The following is a 20,917-nucleotide window of genomic DNA, read 5'->3' on the forward strand; positions in this document are numbered from 1 at the left end:
ACCTTTAGACAAATGTTAAAAATTATTACCTCCGCGCCAGTCTGAGGCGGATCTGCTCCCTCTCTTCACCCGCAGGACTGGTTAGATAAATAAACTCGCCTGCCACCAGCGTGGCGACCGCCACGCCGTCCCGGTACAGCACGCGATTGCCGGCCACCGCCGGCACCTTGTCGCCGGGCAGCAGCGTGCCGACCAGATTCAAGGGATCGGTGCCGGCAACGCAGACAAAGGCGCCGTCGTCGGCATGGCGGCGCACTTCGCGCAATAGCGGAATCGCTTCCGGTAATGCGAACTGCTCCCCGGCGAGGCCGTTGACGAAGCGACCGCCGCGTACCTGGCCGCGCGCTTCAAGCCGTTGCAGCACGCGCAGCAGATCGCGCCAGGGCGGCAGCCATTCGGCTTCGCGGGCGAGCAGGCGCCAGAACACCACCCCATAGCGGCGCAACAAGGTCAACGCCAGGTGTTCGAGCACCTCGGGCGCGAGCAGCGGGGCGCGGCCTGAGGCGGCTGAGACGGGGGCGGTGGATATGGCGGGTGAGGCTGACGAGGCTGCTGCTGGCTGCTCCTGAACGGCAAGCGCGCTGCGAGGCCGCACCAGCGCCCAGCGGCCGGCGTCGTCCATGCCGCCGATCAGCGCGCCGCCACGCGGCCGCCGGTTGTGGTGATGGGCCTGGCGCTTCGCGACGGGTTTGAGCAGCGCCCGCAAGCCCGCGAAACTGTCCGAGTTGACGAGTCCCGCGGCGACCAGTTCGCCCAGGGCGTTTTCCAGTTCGATCCCGAGCAGGCGCGTGTCGCCCCGCAATTCGTCGAAGAACATCGCCCCGTGTTGCATCAGCGTGTCATGGACGCTTTGGGCCCGCGGCGACAGTCCGGCTGGCTTGCCTTGATCGACCAGCGTGCTCCACAGGCCGATGTCGCGCCGTGGCAGCAACACGACCGGCGTACTGCGCACCGGGCCGGCGGCGGCGCGCGTGCGTTCGCTCAGGCGGGTCCAGACCAGCTTGCCTGAGCGGCATAGCTCGTCGAGCGAGGTGATCGAATAGTCCTTGAGGCGGGCGGGCAGGATGTCTTCCTCCCACGCGGCAGCGGCGGCCTCGTATCCCGCCAACTGGTCCAGCACGGCCGCGAGCGCGTCGCGTCCTGCGCCGCGTGTCGAGGGCGTCAGATGTTGCCATTCGAACAGGAAGCGCATGAAGTCGTGCCGTTCGACCGGCTCGATTTCCCGCCGCAAGCGCCGCACCGTATAGCGGTGAATCCGGGCCAGCAGATGCCGCTCGCACCATTCTTCGGCGGTTGCACCCGGCGTGAAGCGGCCCCGCATGACGTAGCCTTGTGCTTCGAGCGCGCTCAGGGCGCGCTCCACTGCGCTCGCCGACAGCGCCAGTGAGCCGGCGATCGATGCCGCCGGCAGCGGGCCGAAGCCGGTGAGCCGGGCGCGGATGACGTCGACGAGCGCTTCGTCGTCGCTCCATGGTTCCGTAAAGCCCTTGGGGGCGGCAATGGGCGGTTCGAAGGCGCTGTCCGGGTAGATCGCGTGCAGACAGGTCAGGCGCTCCGCGGGTAGCCAGAGCGCCGCGCCGGCCCGATTGCGCAAGCGGGTCGCGCGGCCCGCCTGGGCGAGCGCCGTGAGCCATGCTTGCCAGCCCGGGTTGTCTTGCGCTTCTGCCTCGCTCACGCAGGCAAGACCGGTCAGCGTCTCATGCATTTCATCGAGCGTGCGCGGCTGCGGCCACGCCTCCTCGCGCACGCCGGCAATCGCGTCGGCATCGAGTGCGCCCAGATCGTCCGCCGAAGCGGGATCGGACCAGCGCCGGTTGAGCACGGCCTGGGTGCGGCGCTCTTCGATCGGCGCGTCGTCGAGATACGCGTAGGGCTTGGCGGTGAGAATCTCGGCTGCGAGCGGCGAGGGCGCCGGCAATTCGCGCGTGATCAGTTTCACCTGCCCCTGTTCGATCCGGCGCAGCAGGCTTAGCCAGCCTTCGGCGTCCATGGCTTCGTGCAGGCAGTCGTCGACGGTCTGATCGACTAACGGATGATGCGGCAGCTCGCGTTCGCCGACGATGTTTTCCAGGCACGCCACCTGGTCGGGGAACACGGCCGCCAGCAGGTCTTCACTGCGCATGCGTTGCAGTTGCGGCGCCGTCTTGCGTCCGCCGCTATAGCGCGGCAGGGCGAGCGAGGTGGTGGCGTTCCAGCGCCAGCGCACGCCGAACAGCGGCGCGTCGAGCAGGGCCTGGATCAGCAGATGCTCGGCCGTGTTCGAGTGCAGGTAGCGCCAGACTTCATCCAGCGCGAAGCTGTGGCTGCCGGTCAGCGAGAGGATGATGGCGTCTTCGGTGGCCGCGGCCTGCAATTCGAAGTTGAAGGTGCGGCAAAAGCGCTTGCGCAAGGCGAGGCCCCACGCGCGATTGAGGCGGCTGCCAAAGGGCGCGTGGATGATCAGTTGGGTGCCGCCCGATTCGTCGAAGAAGCGCTCCATGACCAGCGTGTTTTGCGTGGGCAGCGCGCTCAACGCGGCGCGTGCTCGCGCCAGGTATTCGACGATCTGGCGCGCGGCGGCGGCATCCATGCCGAGTGTGGCGGTGAGCCAGGCGATGGCGCGTTCGAGACGGAGGGCATTCGAGGGCGACGTGGGGGCCGGCGCGGCGATGACCTGCTCGTCGTGACCGGCATCGAAAGCCGCGGACGCATCGACGACCGCGAGCTCGCGTTGCCGCCGCGCGGTGCGGCGTCGCGCAACGACGGCGGTGGACACTGTTGCGTCTGCAACTTCCGCGGTTTTTTCAGGCTCTGACCGCTCGTCGCTCAACAACTGTTCGATCTGCGAGCGCAGGCGCGCCACGCCGAACGACAACTCGTCGCTGCGCCCCGGCGCTTCGCCGAGCCAGAAGGGGATGTTGGGCGGCTGCCCTTGTGCATCTTCCACCCGCACGCGGCCGGCTTCCACCCGCAAGATCCGGTACGAAGCGTTGCCGAGCTGGAACACGTCGCCCGCCAGACTCTCGACCGCAAAGTCCTCGTTGACCGTGCCGATATTCACCGCCTGCGGTTCGAGGATCACGGTATAGTCGGCGTTCTCGGGAATCGTGCCGCCCGAGGTCACCGCCACCAGCTTGCCGCCGCGCCGGCCGCGCAGCGTGCCGCTCACCGCGTCGCGATGCAGATACGCGCCACGCGGGCCATGACGGCTGGTATAGCCTTCTGCGAGCATCCGCAGCACGGCGTCGTATTGCTCTCGCGCTAGTTCCGCGTAGGGGGCGGCGCGCCGTATCAGGTCGAACAGCGCATCCTCGCTCCATTCGGCGCTCGAGACTTCCGCGACGATCTGCTGGGCCAGCACGTCGAGCGGCGAGCGTGGGATTTGCAGGGCGTCGAGCTCGCCGCGGCGCACGCAATCGAGCAGGGCCGCGCATTCGATCAGGTCGTCGCGCGAGGCCGGGAACAGGCGCCCCTTCGGCATCCCGCCCACATGGTGGCCGGAGCGCCCGACACGCTGCAGAAACGGCGCGATCGCCCGCGGCGAACCCATCTGGCAAACCAGATCGACATCGCCGATATCGATACCGAGTTCCAGCGAGGCCGTGGCGATCAGCACGCGCAGCTCGCCTCGTTTGAGCCGCTGTTCGGCATCGAAGCGATGTTCCTTGGCGAGGCTGCCATGGTGCGCCGCGACCGCTTCCTTGCCGAGACGCTCGGTCAGATGGCGCGCCACGCGTTCGGCCATGCGGCGCGTGTTGACGAAGATCAGCGTGGTGCGGTGCTGCGCAATCAGTTCGGCGAGCCGGTTGTAGACCAGTTCCCAGACTTCATTGGCCATCACCGCTTCGAGCGGCACCGGGGGAATCTCCAGGGCGAGATCGCGGGCGCGCACATGACCGACATCGACGATCGCGCAGTCCGCCGGCTCGGCGCTGCTCACGCTTGCGCCGCCCACCAGAAAACGCGCGACCGCGCCGATCGGCTTTTGCGTTGCGGACAGGCCGATGCGCGGCAGGCGCCGGCCGCATAGCGCGTCGAGCCGTTCGAGGCTGAGCGTGAGGTGGCTGCCGCGCTTGCTGCCGGCCAGCGCATGGATTTCGTCGACGATCACGGTGCGGGTGGTCGCCAGCATGCGGCGGCCCGAGTCGGAGCCGAGCAGCACGTAGAGCGACTCGGGCGTCGTCACGAGAATATGCGGCGCCTGCTTGCGCAGCGCGTTGCGCTCCTGCTGGGTGGTGTCGCCGGTGCGCACGGCCGTGCGGATCTCGAGCGGCGCCAGGCCGCGCTGCGCGAGTTCGGCCGCGATCCCTTCGAGCGGCCGTTGCAGGTTGAGACGAATATCGTTTGACAGCGCCTTGAGCGGCGAGACGTAGACCACCAGCGTTTCGTCCGGCAGCGCGCCGCCATTGGCGAGGCCTTGCTGGACGAGTTCGTCGAGTGCGGACAGAAACGCGGTGAGGGTCTTGCCGGAGCCCGTGGGCGCCGCGACCAGGGTCGAACGGCCGCTGCGGATGAACGGCCACGCAGCGGACTGCGCGTCGATCGGGGCGGGAAACGTTTTCAGGAACCAGCCGGCCACCGCCGGATGAAAGCTGTCCAGCGCGCCGCTCGGGGAAGAGGCGGGAGTCATGCTGGCATAGGTGGGGGCGCGACGGGCCATATCCAGAGGGGCGGCGGACGCCGCGCCGGGTGAGAAGCCAAAGACCAAGTCTCGCAGGTTTTTGTAGCGCGCGCCACGTGGCGCGCGGCACTCGCCGGACGGCGGGTTTTGCTGGGATTGAACCGGTGTGCGGCAAGCTCCGCCCTTCAGGCAGGGGAGGATGTCAACCTGCGTCCGGGTAGAGACTGCCGTTGCCGTATTTGGCGCGTAGCGCGCTCGCTGCGCTTTGGCACCGCGTCTGCTGGATTCCCGGTTCAGCAGTATCCTCATTGGTCTCCCCACCCAGTCGGAGTTGCAACGATGCGCTATAACCAGCTAGGCCGTACTGGCCTGTTTGTTTCCGAACTCTGTCTTGGCACGATGACCTTCGGCGGCGGCGAAGGCATCTGGCGGCAGATTGGCGATTTGCAGCAGGCCGATGCCGAACGGCTCGTCGGCCGGGCGCTCGACGCCGGCATCAACTTTATCGATACCGCCGACGTCTACGCACAAGGTCTATCCGAGCAGATCACCGGCGCTGCGCTGAGAAATCTCAAGGTGCCGCGCGATCAGGTCGTGGTGGCCACCAAGGTGTTCGGCGCGACGGCGGAATCGGCCAATACGCGCGGCGCCTCGCGCTATCACATCATGGACGGCATCAAGGCCAGCCTCAAACGCTTGCAGCTCGATCACATCGACCTGTACCAGATCCACGGCTTCGATCCGGCCACGCCGGTCGAAGAAACGGTGCGCGCGCTCGATACGCTGGTCCAGCATGGGCAGGTGCGTTACGTCGGCGTCTCGAACTGGGCCGCGTGGCAGATCGTCAAGGCGCTCGGTATTGCCGACCGGCTCGGCCTGGCGCGCTTCGAGTCGCTGCAGGCGTACTACACGGTTGCGGGTCGCGATCTGGAGCGGGAACTGGTGCCGATGCTGCATAGCGAAGGGCTCGGACTGATGGTCTGGAGTCCGCTGGCCGGCGGCCTGCTCAGCGGCAAGTACGGCCGCGAACAGCAGGGGGAAGCCGGCAGCCGCCGCACGACATTCGATTTTCCGCCGGTGAATCGCGAGCGTGCCTATGACTGTATCGACACGATGCGCGGTATCGCCGAGGCGAAAGGCGTATCGGTTGCGCAGATCGCGCTGGCGTGGCTGCTGCATCAACGGGCGGTGACGACGGTGATTGTCGGCGCGAAGAAAGTCGAGCAGCTCGACGACAACATCGCGGCCACCAAGGTGGAACTGAGCGCCGACGAACTGGCGAAGCTCGATGCCGTCAGCACGCTGCCGTCCGAATATCCGGGCTGGATGCTGGAGCGTCAGGGCGAGCCGCGGCGGGTGCAGGTGAAGGAGAGCCGCCAGCGGGTGTTGAAGTAGAAGTAGGCGGAATGAGGCGCGCGCAGTATGACCCGTGCGCGCCGCCGCTTAGGTCCTGGCGAGCCAGCGCTGCTCGATAGCGCGGATCAGCCAGCTCACCAGTAACGCGCTGACGGTGCCGAGCGTCACTTCGCCGAGCCGGGTCAGCGCGACTTCCCAGGGTGGTCCAATGCGCGGCACCAGCAGCATGATCGTCGCGGTGATGCCGCCAAGGCGCGCTGCGCTGCCGATATTCGCGCACCAGCACAGAAGGATCGCCGCGCCGACCGTGACCATGTAGGCAACGAAATATCCGTCGCCGAGCAGCGCACCGGCGAGGCCGCACACGCCGCCGACCATCGCGCCGATAAACTGGTCGCGCGACAGGTTCCGCGTATCCACATAGCTATGCTGGCTGACCGCAATCGCCGTGATGGCGGCCCAAAACGGCTGTTCGGCGTGCAGTTCGCGGGCGAGCGTAAAAGCGATGCTCGCGCCCATCACGGCCTGAAAGGCCATGATGCAGCCCTCGATTAACCGGTCGGAGAACGGCAGCGTCTTCAGGAACGCGAACAGCGAATTCGCGGCACTCGCCCGCGCTGCGCGCCGGGTCTGGGAGGATTCCGTCATAGGGGTTCGGGCGGGTTCGACGAGGACGTTTTGGGAAGCTACGTATTCTATCGGCTCGCTCGCTGCCTATTGCGCCTCTGCAGGAAGGCCGGCGCGTAAAAAGCGTCCCGCGCGTTGCAATTCTTGCGCGCAGATTGTTTGACTCATGGGCTGAACGGGGCGAGCGGCCCCGCACCGGCGCGCTTTTCCAGCCTTTCCGAATTCGGCTCGCCTTCCGGCCCGCTTCTTGCTGTGCTGCACCGGGAGAATGTCCGGCCGCCGCCTTCGATAGCCATCCAGCCTGCTTCGAGCGCGGCGGCCGCGCCTTCACGGGACCTCGCTTTGGGCCGCATCGGCCTGGGCCAGGCCACTGATGGATCGCCAGGATTTTTGTCGGAATCAGCATGACCGCGGATCGATTCAACTCGCGCGCCCACTCGCGCCACCACCCAGGGCGCGGCGCCGACACCCGGACCTCGGCCGGCCAGGGCCGTGTGCGCGACCCGGCAACCACGGAGCAAGACAACCTCCAGACGATCGTTTCGCAGCAGGCAGCCGCCCAGCCGATCGGTACGGCGCAGATCCTTATCGCGCTGCTGGTCGCGCCGTTTGCGTGGCTAGCTCAGGTGGGGATCGCGGATAGGGTGTTGGGCGAGCGTTGCGTAGTGGGCAGCCCGCTATTCGTCGTGCACGCGATGCCGTGGACGCCGCTCATCGTGGCGCTCGCCAGTCTGGTTTGTCTGATCTTCGGCGTTTTCGGCACCGTCGTGGCATGGCGCACCCTGTGGCGGACCGCGCGCATTCCATGGCGTTTCCCGTCTGCGCTCAAGGGCACGCATGCCGAGCGCGACTGGTTTCTGGCGCGCATCTCCGCGCTGTCGAGCTCAATGTTTATCCTCGGCCTGATTGCCACCGATATCGCCATTCTCGTCATTGCCCCGTGCAGTCCGTGGTAGGCGTGGCGGTCCATTTGCCGTCGGCGGTGCCGAAGGCTAGACCCGGCGATTCCGGCGATTCCGGCGATTCCGCCCGGTGCGGCTGGCGCGGCTGGCGCAGCCGGCGCAACGCCGGCATCAGGGTCGTGCAGCCACCTCGTCGAGGTGCAGCAGCAAATCGTCGGGGTCCTCGTAGACGCGCAGCGCGCCGGCGCGCTCGAGTTCATCCTGCCCGTAACCGCCCGATAGCAGGCCCACCCCTAGCGCGCGGCAGCGCTGCGCGGCGAGCATGTCCCAGATGCTGTCGCCGACCACCACGCTTTGTTCGATCGGCACGCCCAACCGGTGGGCCGCCGCGATGAACAGATCGGGATCGGGCTTGGCGTATTTGACGGCGTCGCGCGTAACGACCACGGTTTTCTCAGGATCGACGCCGAGCGCAGCCAGATTCACCGCGGCCGTTTCCATCCGGCCGCTCGTCGCGATTGCCCAGCGCGTGCCGCTTTCGGTCAGCGCCTCCAGCAGTTCGCGCGCGCCGGGCAGCGGCCGTACCTGGCTGCCGAGGCCGCGATACGCTTCGGCATGCGCTTGCCGCAGCCGCTCGATACGTTCGGCGCTCATCTCGCTGCGGGTTTCGCGCAATAACTGATGGGTGAAGAGGCCACCGCTCATGCCGATCTTGCGATGAATGCGCCATACCGACAGTTCGATTCCTTCCTGATCGAGTGCCTGCTTCCAGGCGAGGACGTGCTGATAGACGCTGTCGACCAGCGTGCCGTCGAGGTCGAACAGAAAGGCGGTTTCAATGCGCATGGTGTTCCTCCGGAAACGGGTGGTGATGCTGCGAACGTCACGGGTGTCATGAGTGCCGCGTGTCGCCTGGCTGCCGCAAGCGACACGAGTGTCGAGAGTCGCTATGGTGCACCTTTGTGAGCAAGGATGGGCGAAGAAGTTCGCTCGACGAAGCCGCGGGCGCTATCGACACTAACGCCTAAAGACAAGCGTGGAGCTGGTCGTCGCATTTCACAGCGGATCGCGTTAGCGTCCGTGCAGCAGGCAGCTTCACTAAGCGGAAGGAGGCCGCCGGCGTGCGGCCGTCGCTTGCCGAAAGCACCTCCGCATTTTTCCGGCCAGTTGTAAAAAATGGCGCGCAACCGGCCTCGGCAGGATTGCTCGAAAAAACCAAAGCCTAGAAAAAACAGCATGTTGCGAGAGCTGGTACAGCAGTTGCTCTGGATAGGCTGGCATGACCTTTCCGAACTGTTCACAGGACCTCACGACAATGCCGCCTTCAATCGAACTACGCACAAGGCAGTCGCTCGCACTGACGCCGCGCTTGCAGCAGTCGGTGCGGCTATTGCAGTTGTCGTCCATCGAGTTCCAGCAGGAGTTGCGCACTGCGCTCGACACCAATCCGTTTCTCGAGTACGACTCGTCCGATACCGAAGACGTTGCACTTGCAACTTCCTCCACCGGCGCCGACAACGCCGCCGCGGTGGGTGGCGATGCCGTTGCCGCAACCGAACCCGACACGATGGTGGAGCACGCAACGGCCGACATCGCCGAGAGCGTGTCCCAGGACGACTCGTCTGGCGATTTCTCCGGCGATTCGTTTAGCCGCGGCCCAGCGCGCCAGAACGGCGATTCCGAGGGCAGCGATCCGGCCGAGTGGGCTCGCGCCCAACCGACGCTGCATGAACAACTGGACGATGCGTTGCGGCTGTACCGGCTCGATCAGCGTGACCGCGAGGTGGCGCGCTTCATGATCGAGGCGCTCGACGACGACGGTTACCTGCGTCAGGATCTGGCCGACCTGGCTGCGATCGTCGACCTCGAACCGGCATTGACGAAAGAGGAATTGCTGGTGGCGTTGCGCCTCGTGCAGTCGCTGGACCGGCCGGGTCTCGGCGCCCGTTCGCTGTCCGAGTGTCTGGCGCTGCAACTGCATGCGATGCCCGCCGACGTGCCGGGCCGCGACGTCGCGCTGGAGATCGTCGAGCATCACCTCGAACGTCTCGCGCGCCGCGAGCAGGCGGAACTGCAAAAGCAGATCGGCTGTCCGGTGCAAGAGCTGCGCGTGGCCTGCGCGCTGGTGCGCAAGCTCGACCCGAAGCCTGGCTACTTCTACGGCCGCACCGAAGACAACTACGTCGTGCCGGACGTGATCGTGCGCCAGGTACGCAACAAATGGGTCGTCCAGATCAACCCGGCCGTGCAGCCGCGCGCGCGCATCCATCGCATGTATGCAGAGCTGTTCGCGCGCTCGGCGGGTGCGAGCCGCTCGCCGCTCGCGCAGCAATTGCAGGAGGCGCGCTGGCTGGTGCGCAACGCGCAACAGCGTTTCGACACGATCCAGCGCGTGGCCGAATGTATCGTCGCGCATCAGAAGGCGTTCTTCCAATATGGCGAGATCGCGCTCAAGCCGATGGTGCTGCGTGACGTAGCCGAGGAACTGGGCCTGCACGAGTCCACCATCTCCCGCGCGACGGGCAACAAGTACATGGCCACGCCGCGCGGTATTTTCGAATTCAAGCACTTTTTCCCGCGCGAGCTCGGCACCGAAAGTGGCGGGACTTGCTCGGCCGCTGCGGTTCGTGCGCTGCTCAAGGAAATGATCGCGGCCGAAAACACCAGCGATCCGCTTTCGGATGTGACGCTCGCCCGCATGCTGGCCGAGCAGGGCGTGCTGGTCGCGCGCCGGACGGTGGCGAAGTACCGCCATCTGATGAAGCTGCCGCCGGCCGAGTTGCGCCGGCAGATTTGAGCGAGCCTGCCTTAAGTGTGTCTGGCTTAAGCGCGTCTGCCTTAAGCGCACCGGCCTGCTGCCTGTAAATTTCTCCATCGTGCAGCTCCGCAACGATGGACGTTTCCTCCACTCCCCATTACATTGTTGAACCGGATAGCGCCGTCAACGCGGCGCGTCGACGGCGCGCTTGCGCAAGCGGCGCCCGGTCCGTCCTTGCCCGCACGGCAAGAGCCAATGGAACATATCTCGAACATGACATGCCGGCGAGTCCGGCATGTTGCAACGGCGGAGCAGGACAAGGCGGGCTTGCCTCGCTGTCCGGCCCGAAGGAGTGGGGATGGAGTATTCAAGTCTGGTCGAGCGCCTGCAGGGCAAGCGCACGTCCGCGTGGGAGATTCACCATGCCGCGCAGCAGGCGCGGGCACGAGGCGAGGATGTGATCGTGCTGAGCGTCGGCGACCCCGACTTCGCGACGCCCGAGCCGATCGTCGAACGGGCGGTCGAGGCCTTGCGCGGCGGGGACACGCACTACACCGCGGTGGTGGGACGCGAGCCGCTGCGTGCGGCGATCGCGCGCGAATATAGCCGCACTACCGGCCGTCCTGCCGGCGTGGAGAACGTGATGCTGTGTGCCGGCGCACAGAATGGCATCTTCGCTGCCTCGCTGTGTCTGTGCGAAGCCGGCGACGAAGTGATCGTGCCGGAGCCGCTCTATCTGACTTACGAAGCCTGCGTGCGCGCCTCGGGCGCGACGCTGGTGCCCGTGCCGGTCGACCCGGCACGCGGTTTTCACCTCGATTGCGACGCGCTCGAAGCGGCCATCACCGCGCGCACCAAGGCGATTTTCTTTGCCACGCCGTGTAACCCGACTGGCGTCGTGATGCCGCGCGCCGATCTGGAACGCATCGCGCAACTCGCCCGCCGGCATGACCTGTGGGTGTTGTCCGACGAAGTCTATGCCGACCTGACGTTCGAACGTGAACATGTCAGCATCGCTTCGCTCGAGGGCATGGCCGAGCGGACGGTGACGATCGCAAGCCTGTCGAAATCGCATGCCATGGCGGGCTGGCGGGTGGGCTGGGCGATCGGGCCGGAGGAACTGATTGGCCATCTTGGCCGGCTCGCGCTGTGCATGCTCTATGGATTGCCGGGCTTTATCCAGGAGGCGGCACTGACCGCGTTCGAGCATAAGGCGCAGATCGTCGCCGAGATGCGCGAGGTCTACCGGCGCCGCCGCGATGTCGTCTACGACCGCTTGAGCCGGGTGGCGGGACTGCGATGCCTGCTGCCCGAAGCCGGCATGTTCATGATGGTCGACGTGAGCGGCTGCGGCCTCGATACCGTCGATTTCACCTGGCAACTGTTTCGCGCACAAGGCGTTTCGCTGCTCGATGCCAGCGCGTTCGGCGAGACGGCCAATGGTTTTGTGCGGCTCGGCTTTGTGGTCGACGAGGCGCGTCTGGCCGACGCTTGCGACCGGATCGCGGCGTTTGTCGCCAGCCTGAAGATCGGGGTGCCGGCGCTGAAGGCGGGCTGAGGCGGCATTGCCGAGGCCGCAATCTTGATGCGCTGTTTACATCGGGCGGGCCGTACGCCTTGGCGGCTTGACGTTAGGTGCGCTGGCACTGTCATTTGCGAGTGCGATGCAGGCGGCCGAGATGCCGTTTTGGCAGGAACGCCACGCCGGACGCGGACGCTATAATTGCGTCATCCAGTTGCGGCCGCTGCGTCCAGAGCAAGCGTCACGCGTCCTGGCGAGGCTGCCGGCCATTGCCGCAGTCCGTCACGCCCTCTACCGCCACGCCACTCTCGCCTATGAACTTTCACCCGATTCGGTCCTTCACGCGCAAACGCCTGTCCGACGTCGTGTCCGACCAGATCAAACGCCTGATCTCGGACGGCGCCTTGATGCCGGGCGACCGTCTGCCCGCTGAACGCGATCTGGCGACCCAACTGGGCGTGTCGCGGCCGTCGTTGCGGGAGGCATTGATCCGGCTGGAGGCGGACGGCTACATTGAAACTTCGGGGCGGGGCGGCTTTACCGTGGTCGACGTGACCGCGCCGATCATCTCGAAGCCGTTGGCGGAACTGCTGCTGCAAAATCCGCGCACCAGCGCCGATATCCTCGAACTGCGCCAAGGGCTGGAATCGATCTCGACGGTCTACGCCGCCGAGCGTGCCACCGCTGCGGACCGGCAGAAGATCGAGGCTGCGTTCGAAGCACTGAAGGCCTGCGCGCTCTCCGAAGACCGAGCCAACCTGGCGGAACTGGACGCCGCTTTTCACCTGGCGATCGCCGATTCGACGCACAACATCGCGCTCGCGCATGTCATGCACGGCATCCACACGCTGATTCGCGAGGGGATGCGGCAATACCACCGGCTGATCGACTATGACGACGCCAAAGAGCAGCAACTGCTGACCCAGCATCAGGCGATTTTCGACGCCGTGATGGCGCGTGACGCGCAAAAGGCCCGCAAGGCGGCCGAGCGTCATTTGACGTACGTCCGCGAACTGTATGAGGAAGAGGCGGCGAAACCGTCGTAATCACTGAGGGGCGGCACTGGCGCCCTGGTTCGCGCCGGCTCCGGCCAACGCCGGCCAATAGTGACAGCGCCGTTGCGATTCAACTTCTCTCGAATCCCCTGAGCAACTCCCAATCCGTGACGCGCCGATCGTATTCGGACTGCTCCCATCGTGCAGCGTGCACGTAATGATCGACGACTTCGTTACCCAGGGCCTCGCGCAGCCACGTCGAGTTCGAACTGATGTCGGTGGCGTCCCGCAGCGTTTTCGGAATTTCCGGTAGTTCGGTATCCCGATAAGCGTCGCCGACAAACGGGTCTGGCAACGCCAGCTTCTCGTCGATGCCCGCCAGGCCCGCCGCGATCAGGCCTGCAAAAGCGAGATACGGATTCAGATCCGCACCGCCGATCCGACACTCCACGCGGACAGCCTCCGAGCCTTCGCCGCAAAGGCGGAAGCCGGCCGTCCGATTGTCCCGACTCCATGCGATCCTGGTCGGCGCAAACGTGCCGATCTGGAATCGCTTGTAGGAATTTATGTAGGGCGCCAGAAAGAGGGTGATGTCCTTCGAATACTTCAGCAGGCCGGCAAGGTAATGGCGCATCAGATCGGACATGCCGTGAGGCGACCTGTTGTCATGAAACAGCGGCTGCCCGTCCAGAGACCGCAATGAAGCGTGGACATGGCTGGAGGAGCCTGCCAGGTCATAACTCCACTTGGCCATGTAGGTGATCGCCTTATCGTGCTGCGCCGCGATCTCCTTGCTGCCGTGTTTGACGAGCGTATGGTGATCGGCCATCACCAGCGGGTCGGCATAACGGACATTGATTTCTCCCTGACCCGAACCGCCTTCGCCCTTGGAGCATTCAACGGCGATTCCCGCGCCGTGCAGTCCGTTTCTGATCGGACGCATGACGGATTCCTGGCGCGTCGTCGAGAGGATGTGGTAATCCTGGTTGTAGGCGCCGAATGTCTCCAGCTTATTGTATTTTTTCCTCGATATCGCCTCGTAGGATTCATCGAACAAATAGAACTCCAGCTCCGATGCGAAACAGGCGCACATGTCTCTATCGGCCAGCCGGCGCAGTTGTTTCTGCAGAATCTGTCTCGGCGAATGGGTGACCGGCCGTCCATGATGATCGAACACATCGCAGATCACCAATGCGGTCGCGTTGAGCCATGGCAGCCGCCGCAAGGTGGAAAGGTCGGGTTTGAGCAGGAAATCGCCGTAACCCTCCGCCCAACTGGCGCTGATGTAACCGGGCACCGGCAGCATGTCCATGTCATCGGCCAATAAGTAATTGCAGGCGTGCGTTTCCTGGTAACCGTGATGGACAAAGAAATCGGCATGACACCGCTTTCCCATCAGGCGGCCCTGCATGTCCACCATGCAGACAAGCACGGTGTCGATGACGCCGGAGGCCACTGCGTGCTTCAATTCATCGAATTTCATGCTCATGTTTTTCACCCACCGATCAAGAAGAAGGTGCCATTTCAGTCAACTGCATGGGATGCCCCTGGGTCGACGGCAGAGGCCGGGGTGGTTCTGTCCGTATCGGCGTACGTCGTCCGGCGGCGGGCGGACATCATCGATCATTGCCGATCCTGCCCGGATCGGATGGGGTGCTTTGAAAAATCTGGGTGATCCAGTTTCCGAACAACAGATGTGCGTGACTGCGCCACCGGTTTCTTGGCGGCAGGGTTTCGCAATCCTCAGGAAAATAGTTTCTCGGAAGATGGATATCTCTGCCCGCCTCTCGATCCCGGAAGTATTCGTTGGCCAGCGTGTGCGAGTCGTACTCGATGTGGTTGAAGATGTGGAGCGCGTGACGTTTGGGGTCGTTGAGCAGGCAGAGGCCGGTTTCCGGCGAGTCAATCAGCACGGAGATGCCGCTGTCGGCCGGGATGTCGGTATGCCGCATTTCCGTCCAGCGTGACACCGGGATATCAAAATCGTCTGAAAAACCCTTCAGGTACGGCGAGTCGATTTTCAGGCCGCGATGCCTGAACACACCAAAGGCTTTTTCATGCAGCGCGTATTTCGGCATGCCGTGAAAATAATGCATTGCCGCCTGGGCCCCCCAGCAGATGTTGAAGCAGCTATGAACGTTGGTTTGCGTCCAGCTGAAGATGCTGGTGAGTTCGTCCCAATAACTCACTTTTTCAAAAGGGATCGTTTCGACCGGTGCCCCAGTAATGACGAACCCATCGAATTTCTGCGCCTTGACGTCCAGCCAGTCGTGGTAGAACGACACGAGATGCTCGGTCGGTGTGTTCCTGGGCGCGTGGTTGGTGATCTTGACGAGCGTCAGTTCGACCTGCAATGGTGTGGCGCCGAGCAGGCGGGCAATCTGGAGTTCCGTATTGACCTTGTTCGGCATGAGATTCAGTAAGCCGACGCGCAGCGGCCGGTGATGCTGAAATACCGTGCTCTCTTCGTCTATCACCATGATGCCTTCCGTCTCGAGTGCAGACACCGCGGGTAGACCTTTGGGAATTTTGATCGGCATGGGCTTGCAGCCTCCGTTATGAGTCAAATGTACGCGCCAGGTGTCAAAACGATTCGGCCACGGCTCTCGCAACAGACGGCATCGATCGGCCGGGTGCTCGTCAATCCACGCCTGGCTGGCTGCCTGCTTCGGCGAAAGCGAACTGCCTGGCATCGGAAATAATCAGATCCGCAGCCTTTTCGCCGACCATCATCACGGTTGCATTGATATTGACCGACACCATCGCCGGAAATACGGACGCATCGCAGACCCGCAGCCCGGAAACCCCCTTGACCTTCAGATCGGGGGTGAGGACGGCGTTCGGATCATTGGCGGAGCCCGCTCTACAGGTACCGGATGCGTGATAGTAGGTCTGGCAGTTGTTGCGGATGTATTCGCGCAGATCGCGCTCTTGAGTAATGTCGGGACCAGGCAGCAATTCCCTGCTGATAATCTTTTTGAAGCTTGCCGTCTGGCCCAGCCGCCGGCAAAACGAAACGCTCTCGAGTAGAACATTCTCGTCGTAATGATCAGCGTCCGAGAGATAGTTGAGGTCGATCGTCGGCGCGACGCGGATATCGGGGGAGGTAATTTTCAGAACCCCATGGCTTCGGCTTCTGGCGACATTCGGCTCGAGCGCAATGATGGATCTCGCTTTCGGGGCCGACGCCTGGTATTCGTCACCGAACCGCCCGTTGACCCAGCCGGCCGTCAGGCCGAGTTGCACCTGGCTCTGCGCCGATTGCGCGCCCGGTGTGGTGTTCAGCATGGCGATCGCCTCGTAAGGCGTGATGTCCCAATCGGGTACCGGCGCTGCCGTTTCGAAAATCACCGGCACCGAGTAGTGATCGATCAGGTGTTTGCCGACACCGGGACTGTCGTGGACCACTTCGATGCCGAGTTCACGCAGATCGGCCGCAGCGCCGATTCCCGAGGTCAAAAGAAGCTGCGGAGACTGGATGCTCCCTGCGCAAACAATGATTTCCCGCCGGGCGGCAATGCGCCCCCTATCGGTAAGACAGGCGCTGGCCACGCTGCCAGTGAACTCGATCCTGCTGACGAGCGTGTCGGTCAGGATTTCCAGATTAGGGGGCAAGGACGTCAACGGATGGAGGTAGGCGACGGACGACGAGCTCCTCAGGCGCCCCTGCGCGTTCAAGGTCAGCATGCCGATGCCGGGCTCGACCCGCTTGCCGAAATCGACCTTCGGCAAACCGAGCTCGACGCCCGCCTCGATAAACGCGCGGGAAACGAGGTGGCGCTCCGGACGCCGCTCGATCGTGACGCGTTCTTTCAGACGCTCGAAATACGGCCTGACATCCTTCCCCGACCATCCATCGGCACCAAGCTCGAGCCATGCATCAAAATCCGCTTCCGGCGGTACCAGATAGGCACAGTCGTTGTGATTGCCGCAGCCGCCCAGCATCCTCGCTCGCGAGTACGTGAGCTGGCGGCCGGAATGCTTCGTGGGATTGGCAAGGAATCCCCAATCCGTACTGGAATCGAGTTCGAACAGACGGGAGATATCCATCATCGCGGGGATTCCCTCGTCAGGCGGCCCTGCTTCGATGAGCAGGACCGAGCCGATATTGGCATCGGCGAGCCGTCGCGCGATGATCGCCCCCGCGCTGCCACCGCCAATCACAATATAGTCGAAGATCATGGTGCTCCTTTTTGTCGTGCCGTTGATCGATAAACCGTTGGTGATTCCAGTCCATCAATAAGGAAACAGGACCAGGCCAAGCGCGACCAATGCGTAAATCACGCCTGTTACCCTGTTGAGCGCGGATTTGTTGTCGAAGGCCGCGCGCGCCTTGTGGGCGAGGAACATGTACCCGCTATAGATCGAGAGAGAAATGAGCGTCGCCGCCAGACCCAGGGAGATTGCCTGGGTGGTGTACGGAAAACGCGGGCTGATGAAGACCGGGTAAGTGAGCAGGCTGGCCAGCCATCCCTTGGGGTTGGTCAGGGAGACGAGCAGCGAATCGACGAACATCTGCTTCGGGCTCGAATTGCCGGCGTTCCCATCGCTCGGCCCGGATTTCGCGAAGAAGGCGCTGAACGCGAGCCAGGCGAGATAGATCGCCCCGATCCATCGCAGGTAAATCAGGATCCAGCGATGGGCGTGAATGATCAAACCGACGCCCGACAGCACGACCGTCGCGTGAATGGCGGTTGCCAGCCCGAAACCGAATGCACCGGGGATGGTCGTTCTGATTCCATGCTTGATCGCCTGGGCTACTGCAAACGCAACGTTCGGACCGGGCACGGCGACCGCGGACGTGAAGGCAACGGAAAACAAAGCCAGCAAATGTAAATCCATAAATCCGCCAGTTGGCCTGAAGGGGTGATTGAAATGGAGGGGAGACTGGATTCCCGAAAAACCTGTCCGGCCGCTATCCCGACAATTGTCCCGTTGCTTGATATGCATGGCATGCGCTTCCGAATGCTCTGAAAATCTTCCGGCTCGTGGCATCGCTGGCGGCGTGCCATTCGGGGTGCCACTGCACCGCGAGCTGAAAGGCCGCTGACGTCGTGTAGGACAGCGCCTCGATCACGCCATCTTCGGTGACCGCTTCCGACTGAACACCGGACGCCACCGTCGTGATGCCCTGGTTGTGCAGGGAATTGACGTAGAGCTCGCGGTCCTCGACGACCGATGACAGTAGTCCGCCGGGAACGACCTGGATCGTATGAACGGGGAGATACTGCTGATCGCGAGGCACGTTCGGGTTCTCGCTATGCACGATGCCCTCGCTCACCAGCGACAAATCGGCATGCAGCGTGCCGTTCCGATGCACGCTCATCTCCTGCAAACCGCGACAGATACCGAGGATCGGCATGTCAAGTTCGACCGCGACCGACAATGCGGCACATGACAGACGATCCCTTGGCCGATCCCGCTCGCCGGGAATGACATCGTCGTCCGCGCGATTCCAGACGCGTTGCTGCTCGTTGAAGATACCGGGATCGAGATTCGATTCGTCGCCGGTCAATACCAGGCCGTCCAGGCGCCGCATCACTTCGCGGAATTTGCGCACGGTTGCATCCCAGGGCAGATCACCGTCGATCGTCGGCAAGATCACGCATTCGACGGATGCGTGCCGCTCGAGCGCCTCGATATAGCGCCGCCGCAACCAGTCACGGTGAACGCCGTCGTAAAGGTGACGATTGGCCGTGATTCCGACGACGGCGCGACCCGCATGACGAGGCTTGTCCATCATGGCTCTTGTACCGCCGTTGAGAGGGATGCATGCCGCGCGTCGTAGAGACGCCGGTTCCGCTCAAGCAGCTGGCCGATGACGCTCGGCTGCCCCTTCGGGCCACGCACAAACAGACCGCCCCAGGAATTGGCTATCTCGGCATAGTCCGGATCACGCATGCGGATTTTCTGGGCGCGCCGTAACAGCCAGAACGGCACGCCGGGAGAAAGATGGTGCTCCAGATGGTATTCATCGAGATTCACGCCGAACAGCAGCCGTTCGATCAGGTTGCCCTTTCGGTTGCGCGTGAGATAGACGTTTTCGACCTCGGTCTCGCACATCGGCGAGTGCTCGGCGATCTCGATGAACCAGCCCAGTATCTGGAAGGTGGTCAGATAGGGAATCAGCCAGAACAGCACCAGTAAATGCAGTGCCCCGGCCAGCGCAAAGCCGGCTATGACGATCACCCAGAAGGCCGCAAACCCGTAGGAATCGATGGCGGCGCCCCGTTTGTCGACGCTCTTGTCGTCCTTGTTCGAGATCAGAAAGCGGTTGCGCCACAGGTACTTCAGATAGCGCAGCGTGGCCCCGCCCAGAATGGCCTTCCAGACGATCGAAAACGCATACTCGCGCGGTTCGCGGATCTGATAGACCCCGGACGAGATGAAAAACTGCAGGTCGGGATCTTTCTCGGGATCGCCAAGGTGCGGATGATGAAGATGCACATGGGAAACGCGATAGGCCCAATGGCGTTGAAAGATCGGGTAGGCGGCGAACGTAATGCCGAGGAAATGGTTCCACCTCGTATTTTTCGCGAGTATCCGGTGCGCGGCATCGTGCGAAATCGTCGTCAGCCCGCGTTGATGCGCGCCAATGATCAGCACCGCGATCGGGTAAAGCCACCAGCTAAACCGAACCGTGACGAAAGCGCAGGCCAGCATGATCAGGTAGTCTTTCAGCAGGTACAGCGCGCCGGTGATGTTGTCCGGTCGCAATTCGGACAGATCCCGCGTGATGTCGCGGGAGAAATGGAATGTATCGAACCGCTTGTTCCGCAGTTTCCAGGCCTGAGACGTTTCCATGATGGTTATCTTCCTCGCCGGATTGGGCATCAGATGGCGTCGAGCCCGCGTTGAATATCGGCAATCACGTCGTCCACGTTTTCGATGCCGACGCACAGGCGGATTGATCCGTCGAATATTCCCGCGGCCTCGCGCTTCTCTTTCGGGACGGTGGTGTGAGTGGTCGAGACGGGATGCGTCACGAGTGTCCGCGCATCACCCACGTTCGAAACGTGATACATGAGCCTGATGTTCTGGATGAACGTCCGCCCGGCCGCCTCGTTGTCCAGTTCGAACATGATCATGGCGCCATGACCGACACGGGCGTCGACCAGCTCGTCGACGAGTTCGCGATCGCGTCCGGTGGCGAGCCCCGGATACGAGACGCGCCTGACCTTCGGGTGCTGTTTCAGGAAACCGGCCACCGCCGCGGCGTTTTCGCAGTGGCGTTGCATGCGCAGATGCAGTGTCTCCAGGCCTTGAATCAACTGGAAGCTCGCGAACGGACTGAGCGCGGCACCGGTATCGCGAAGCCAGGTCATCCGCGCCTTCAGCAGATAGGCGCTCGCGCCAAGGTCGCCCAGTTTCCGGACGGCATCGCGCCAGAGTATCGCGCCATGCGCTTCGTCGGGCTCATTGAACAGGGGGAAACGGGAAGGATCGTCGAAGGCGAAGTTGCCGTTGTCGACCACCAACCCGCCCAGCGTCGTGCCGTGGCCGCAGATGTATTTCGTTGCCGAATACGTGGTGATGGCGGCGCCAAGCGAAGCGGGGCGGGACACCAGCGGCGTGGTCGTGTTGTCGACCACGAGTGGAATGCCGTGGCGTTTGCCGATTTCGGCAAGCGCCGCGACGGGAAACGGTATGAGACAGGGGTTGGAAAACACCTCGCCAAAAATCGCGATGGTCCTATCGTCGATCTGCGATTCGAACGACGGCACTTCTCGCGGATCGGCCGATCGCGCCTCGATGCCCAACCGTTTGAACGTGTTGAACAACAGGTTCCATGAATTTCCGTACAGGTACTTCGATGCCACCACGTTGTCGCCCGGCCGCCCGCTGCACAGATTCACGAGGGCAAGGAACGTCGCGGCCTGTCCCGATGCCACGGCGAGCGCATCGGCGCCGCCGTCCACCGTGGCATATCGTTGTTCGAGGATGCGCGTGGTCGGATTGATGATCCGCGTATAGGTGAAGCCATCTTCCTTGACGTTGTAGATGTCAGCGATCTTCGACAGATCGCCGTCGAGCTCATAGGCGGTGGATTGGTAAATCGGCACCGCGACGGCCTTGGTGACGGGGTCGTGCCGATAACCGGCATACAGGAGCGCGGTTTCTCTGGACATTTCCGTGTCGGGAATATTCCGGGACATG

15 protein-coding genes are annotated in these 20,917 nt (G+C 63.5%); 5 read left to right on the plus strand and 10 right to left on the minus strand.

All coding sequences use genetic code 11. The annotated features are described in order from the left end of the window. Positions 1–25: 25 nt before the first annotated feature. Positions 26–4,639, minus strand: a complete 4,614-nt coding sequence (locus AC1ECK_RS18190; RefSeq protein ID WP_480321355.1) for an Lhr family helicase — start codon at positions 4,637–4,639, stop codon at positions 26–28. A gap of 300 nt (positions 4,640–4,939) precedes the next feature. Here AC1ECK_RS18190 and AC1ECK_RS18195 point away from each other — a divergent pair, with 300 nt between their 5' ends. Next, a complete protein-coding gene (locus AC1ECK_RS18195; RefSeq protein WP_480321356.1) occupies positions 4,940–5,995 on the plus strand; it encodes an aldo/keto reductase in 1,056 nt (351 codons plus the stop codon). 48 nt (positions 5,996–6,043) lie between these two features. Here AC1ECK_RS18195 and AC1ECK_RS18200 read toward each other — a convergent pair whose 3' ends face one another. Then, positions 6,044–6,604 carry an FUSC family protein gene (locus AC1ECK_RS18200; RefSeq protein ID WP_480321357.1) on the minus strand — a complete coding sequence of 187 codons (561 nt, stop codon included), beginning with the start codon at positions 6,602–6,604 and terminating at the stop codon, positions 6,044–6,046. A 383-nt stretch (positions 6,605–6,987) separates the two neighbouring features. Between AC1ECK_RS18200 and AC1ECK_RS18205 the strand changes: the two genes are divergently transcribed. Next, positions 6,988–7,539, plus strand: coding sequence for a hypothetical protein (locus tag AC1ECK_RS18205; RefSeq protein WP_480321358.1), 552 nt, complete (start codon positions 6,988–6,990; stop codon positions 7,537–7,539). Between the two features lie 117 nt (positions 7,540–7,656). Here AC1ECK_RS18205 and AC1ECK_RS18210 read toward each other — a convergent pair whose 3' ends face one another. Next, positions 7,657–8,331, minus strand: a complete 675-nt coding sequence (locus AC1ECK_RS18210) for an HAD family hydrolase (protein WP_480321359.1) — start codon at positions 8,329–8,331, stop codon at positions 7,657–7,659. Positions 8,332–8,800: 469 nt separating this feature from the next. Between AC1ECK_RS18210 and AC1ECK_RS18215 the strand changes: the two genes are divergently transcribed. From AC1ECK_RS18215 to AC1ECK_RS18225, 3 genes are all read left to right on the plus strand, one after another. After that, positions 8,801–10,282, plus strand: coding sequence for an RNA polymerase factor sigma-54 (locus tag AC1ECK_RS18215; RefSeq protein ID WP_480321360.1), 1,482 nt, complete (start codon positions 8,801–8,803; stop codon positions 10,280–10,282). A gap of 319 nt (positions 10,283–10,601) precedes the next feature. After that, the gene (locus tag AC1ECK_RS18220) at positions 10,602–11,801 is read left to right on the plus strand and encodes a pyridoxal phosphate-dependent aminotransferase (RefSeq protein WP_480321361.1); all 1,200 of its coding nucleotides are present in this window, start codon (positions 10,602–10,604) and stop codon (positions 11,799–11,801) included. A 278-nt stretch (positions 11,802–12,079) separates the two neighbouring features. Beyond that, positions 12,080–12,811 carry a FadR/GntR family transcriptional regulator gene (locus AC1ECK_RS18225; protein ID WP_480321362.1) on the plus strand — a complete coding sequence of 244 codons (732 nt, stop codon included), beginning with the start codon at positions 12,080–12,082 and terminating at the stop codon, positions 12,809–12,811. A gap of 79 nt (positions 12,812–12,890) precedes the next feature. Here AC1ECK_RS18225 and AC1ECK_RS18230 read toward each other — a convergent pair whose 3' ends face one another. From AC1ECK_RS18230 to AC1ECK_RS18260, 7 genes are all read right to left on the minus strand, one after another. Further along, positions 12,891–14,249 (minus strand): glutamine synthetase family protein, encoded by a 1,359-nt coding sequence (locus AC1ECK_RS18230; RefSeq protein ID WP_480321363.1) that lies wholly within the window; start codon positions 14,247–14,249, stop codon positions 12,891–12,893. Between the two features lie 127 nt (positions 14,250–14,376). Next, on the minus strand, positions 14,377–15,300 hold the full coding sequence (locus AC1ECK_RS18235) for a homoserine O-succinyltransferase (RefSeq protein ID WP_480321364.1): 924 nt from the start codon (positions 15,298–15,300) through the stop codon (positions 14,377–14,379). A 100-nt stretch (positions 15,301–15,400) separates the two neighbouring features. After that, complete coding sequence (locus AC1ECK_RS18240; RefSeq protein ID WP_480321365.1) at positions 15,401–16,942, minus strand: GMC family oxidoreductase; 1,542 nt, start codon at positions 16,940–16,942, stop codon at positions 15,401–15,403. Between the two features lie 54 nt (positions 16,943–16,996). Further along, complete coding sequence (locus tag AC1ECK_RS18245) at positions 16,997–17,710, minus strand: LysE family translocator (protein WP_480321366.1); 714 nt, start codon at positions 17,708–17,710, stop codon at positions 16,997–16,999. Continuing rightward, positions 17,676–18,503 carry a gamma-glutamyl-gamma-aminobutyrate hydrolase family protein gene (locus AC1ECK_RS18250; RefSeq protein WP_480321367.1) on the minus strand — a complete coding sequence of 276 codons (828 nt, stop codon included), beginning with the start codon at positions 18,501–18,503 and terminating at the stop codon, positions 17,676–17,678. Before AC1ECK_RS18250 ends, AC1ECK_RS18245 begins: the two co-directional genes overlap by 35 nt. Then, positions 18,500–19,594 carry a fatty acid desaturase gene (locus AC1ECK_RS18255; protein WP_480321368.1) on the minus strand — a complete coding sequence of 365 codons (1,095 nt, stop codon included), beginning with the start codon at positions 19,592–19,594 and terminating at the stop codon, positions 18,500–18,502. Before AC1ECK_RS18255 ends, AC1ECK_RS18250 begins: the two co-directional genes overlap by 4 nt. Continuing rightward, entirely contained in the window at positions 19,594–20,889 is a 1,296-nt protein-coding gene (locus AC1ECK_RS18260) for an O-acetylhomoserine aminocarboxypropyltransferase/cysteine synthase family protein (protein ID WP_480321369.1), read from the minus strand. Before AC1ECK_RS18260 ends, AC1ECK_RS18255 begins: the two co-directional genes overlap by 1 nt. Positions 20,890–20,917: the final 28 nt, after the last annotated feature.

It is taken from the genome of Paraburkholderia sp. SSBN10T (genome assembly GCF_056619545.1).

Coding starts and splice junctions, on each gene's coding strand:
- AC1ECK_RS18190 (WP_480321355.1), bottom strand. CDS start 4,639: ATGGCCCGTCGCGCCCCCACCTATGCCAGCATGACTCCCGCCTCTTCC.
- AC1ECK_RS18195 (WP_480321356.1), top strand. CDS start 4,940: ATGCGCTATAACCAGCTAGGCCGTACTGGCCTGTTTGTTTCCGAACTC.
- AC1ECK_RS18200 (WP_480321357.1), bottom strand. CDS start 6,604: ATGACGGAATCCTCCCAGACCCGGCGCGCAGCGCGGGCGAGTGCCGCG.
- AC1ECK_RS18205 (WP_480321358.1), top strand. CDS start 6,988: ATGACCGCGGATCGATTCAACTCGCGCGCCCACTCGCGCCACCACCCA.
- AC1ECK_RS18210 (WP_480321359.1), bottom strand. CDS start 8,331: ATGCGCATTGAAACCGCCTTTCTGTTCGACCTCGACGGCACGCTGGTC.
- AC1ECK_RS18215 (WP_480321360.1), top strand. CDS start 8,801: ATGCCGCCTTCAATCGAACTACGCACAAGGCAGTCGCTCGCACTGACG.
- AC1ECK_RS18220 (WP_480321361.1), top strand. CDS start 10,602: ATGGAGTATTCAAGTCTGGTCGAGCGCCTGCAGGGCAAGCGCACGTCC.
- AC1ECK_RS18225 (WP_480321362.1), top strand. CDS start 12,080: ATGAACTTTCACCCGATTCGGTCCTTCACGCGCAAACGCCTGTCCGAC.
- AC1ECK_RS18230 (WP_480321363.1), bottom strand. CDS start 14,249: ATGAGCATGAAATTCGATGAATTGAAGCACGCAGTGGCCTCCGGCGTC.
- AC1ECK_RS18235 (WP_480321364.1), bottom strand. CDS start 15,300: ATGCCGATCAAAATTCCCAAAGGTCTACCCGCGGTGTCTGCACTCGAG.
- AC1ECK_RS18240 (WP_480321365.1), bottom strand. CDS start 16,942: ATGATCTTCGACTATATTGTGATTGGCGGTGGCAGCGCGGGGGCGATC.
- AC1ECK_RS18245 (WP_480321366.1), bottom strand. CDS start 17,710: ATGCATATCAAGCAACGGGACAATTGTCGGGATAGCGGCCGGACAGGT.
- AC1ECK_RS18250 (WP_480321367.1), bottom strand. CDS start 18,503: ATGATGGACAAGCCTCGTCATGCGGGTCGCGCCGTCGTCGGAATCACG.
- AC1ECK_RS18255 (WP_480321368.1), bottom strand. CDS start 19,594: ATGCCCAATCCGGCGAGGAAGATAACCATCATGGAAACGTCTCAGGCC.
- AC1ECK_RS18260 (WP_480321369.1), bottom strand. CDS start 20,889: ATGTCCAGAGAAACCGCGCTCCTGTATGCCGGTTATCGGCACGACCCC.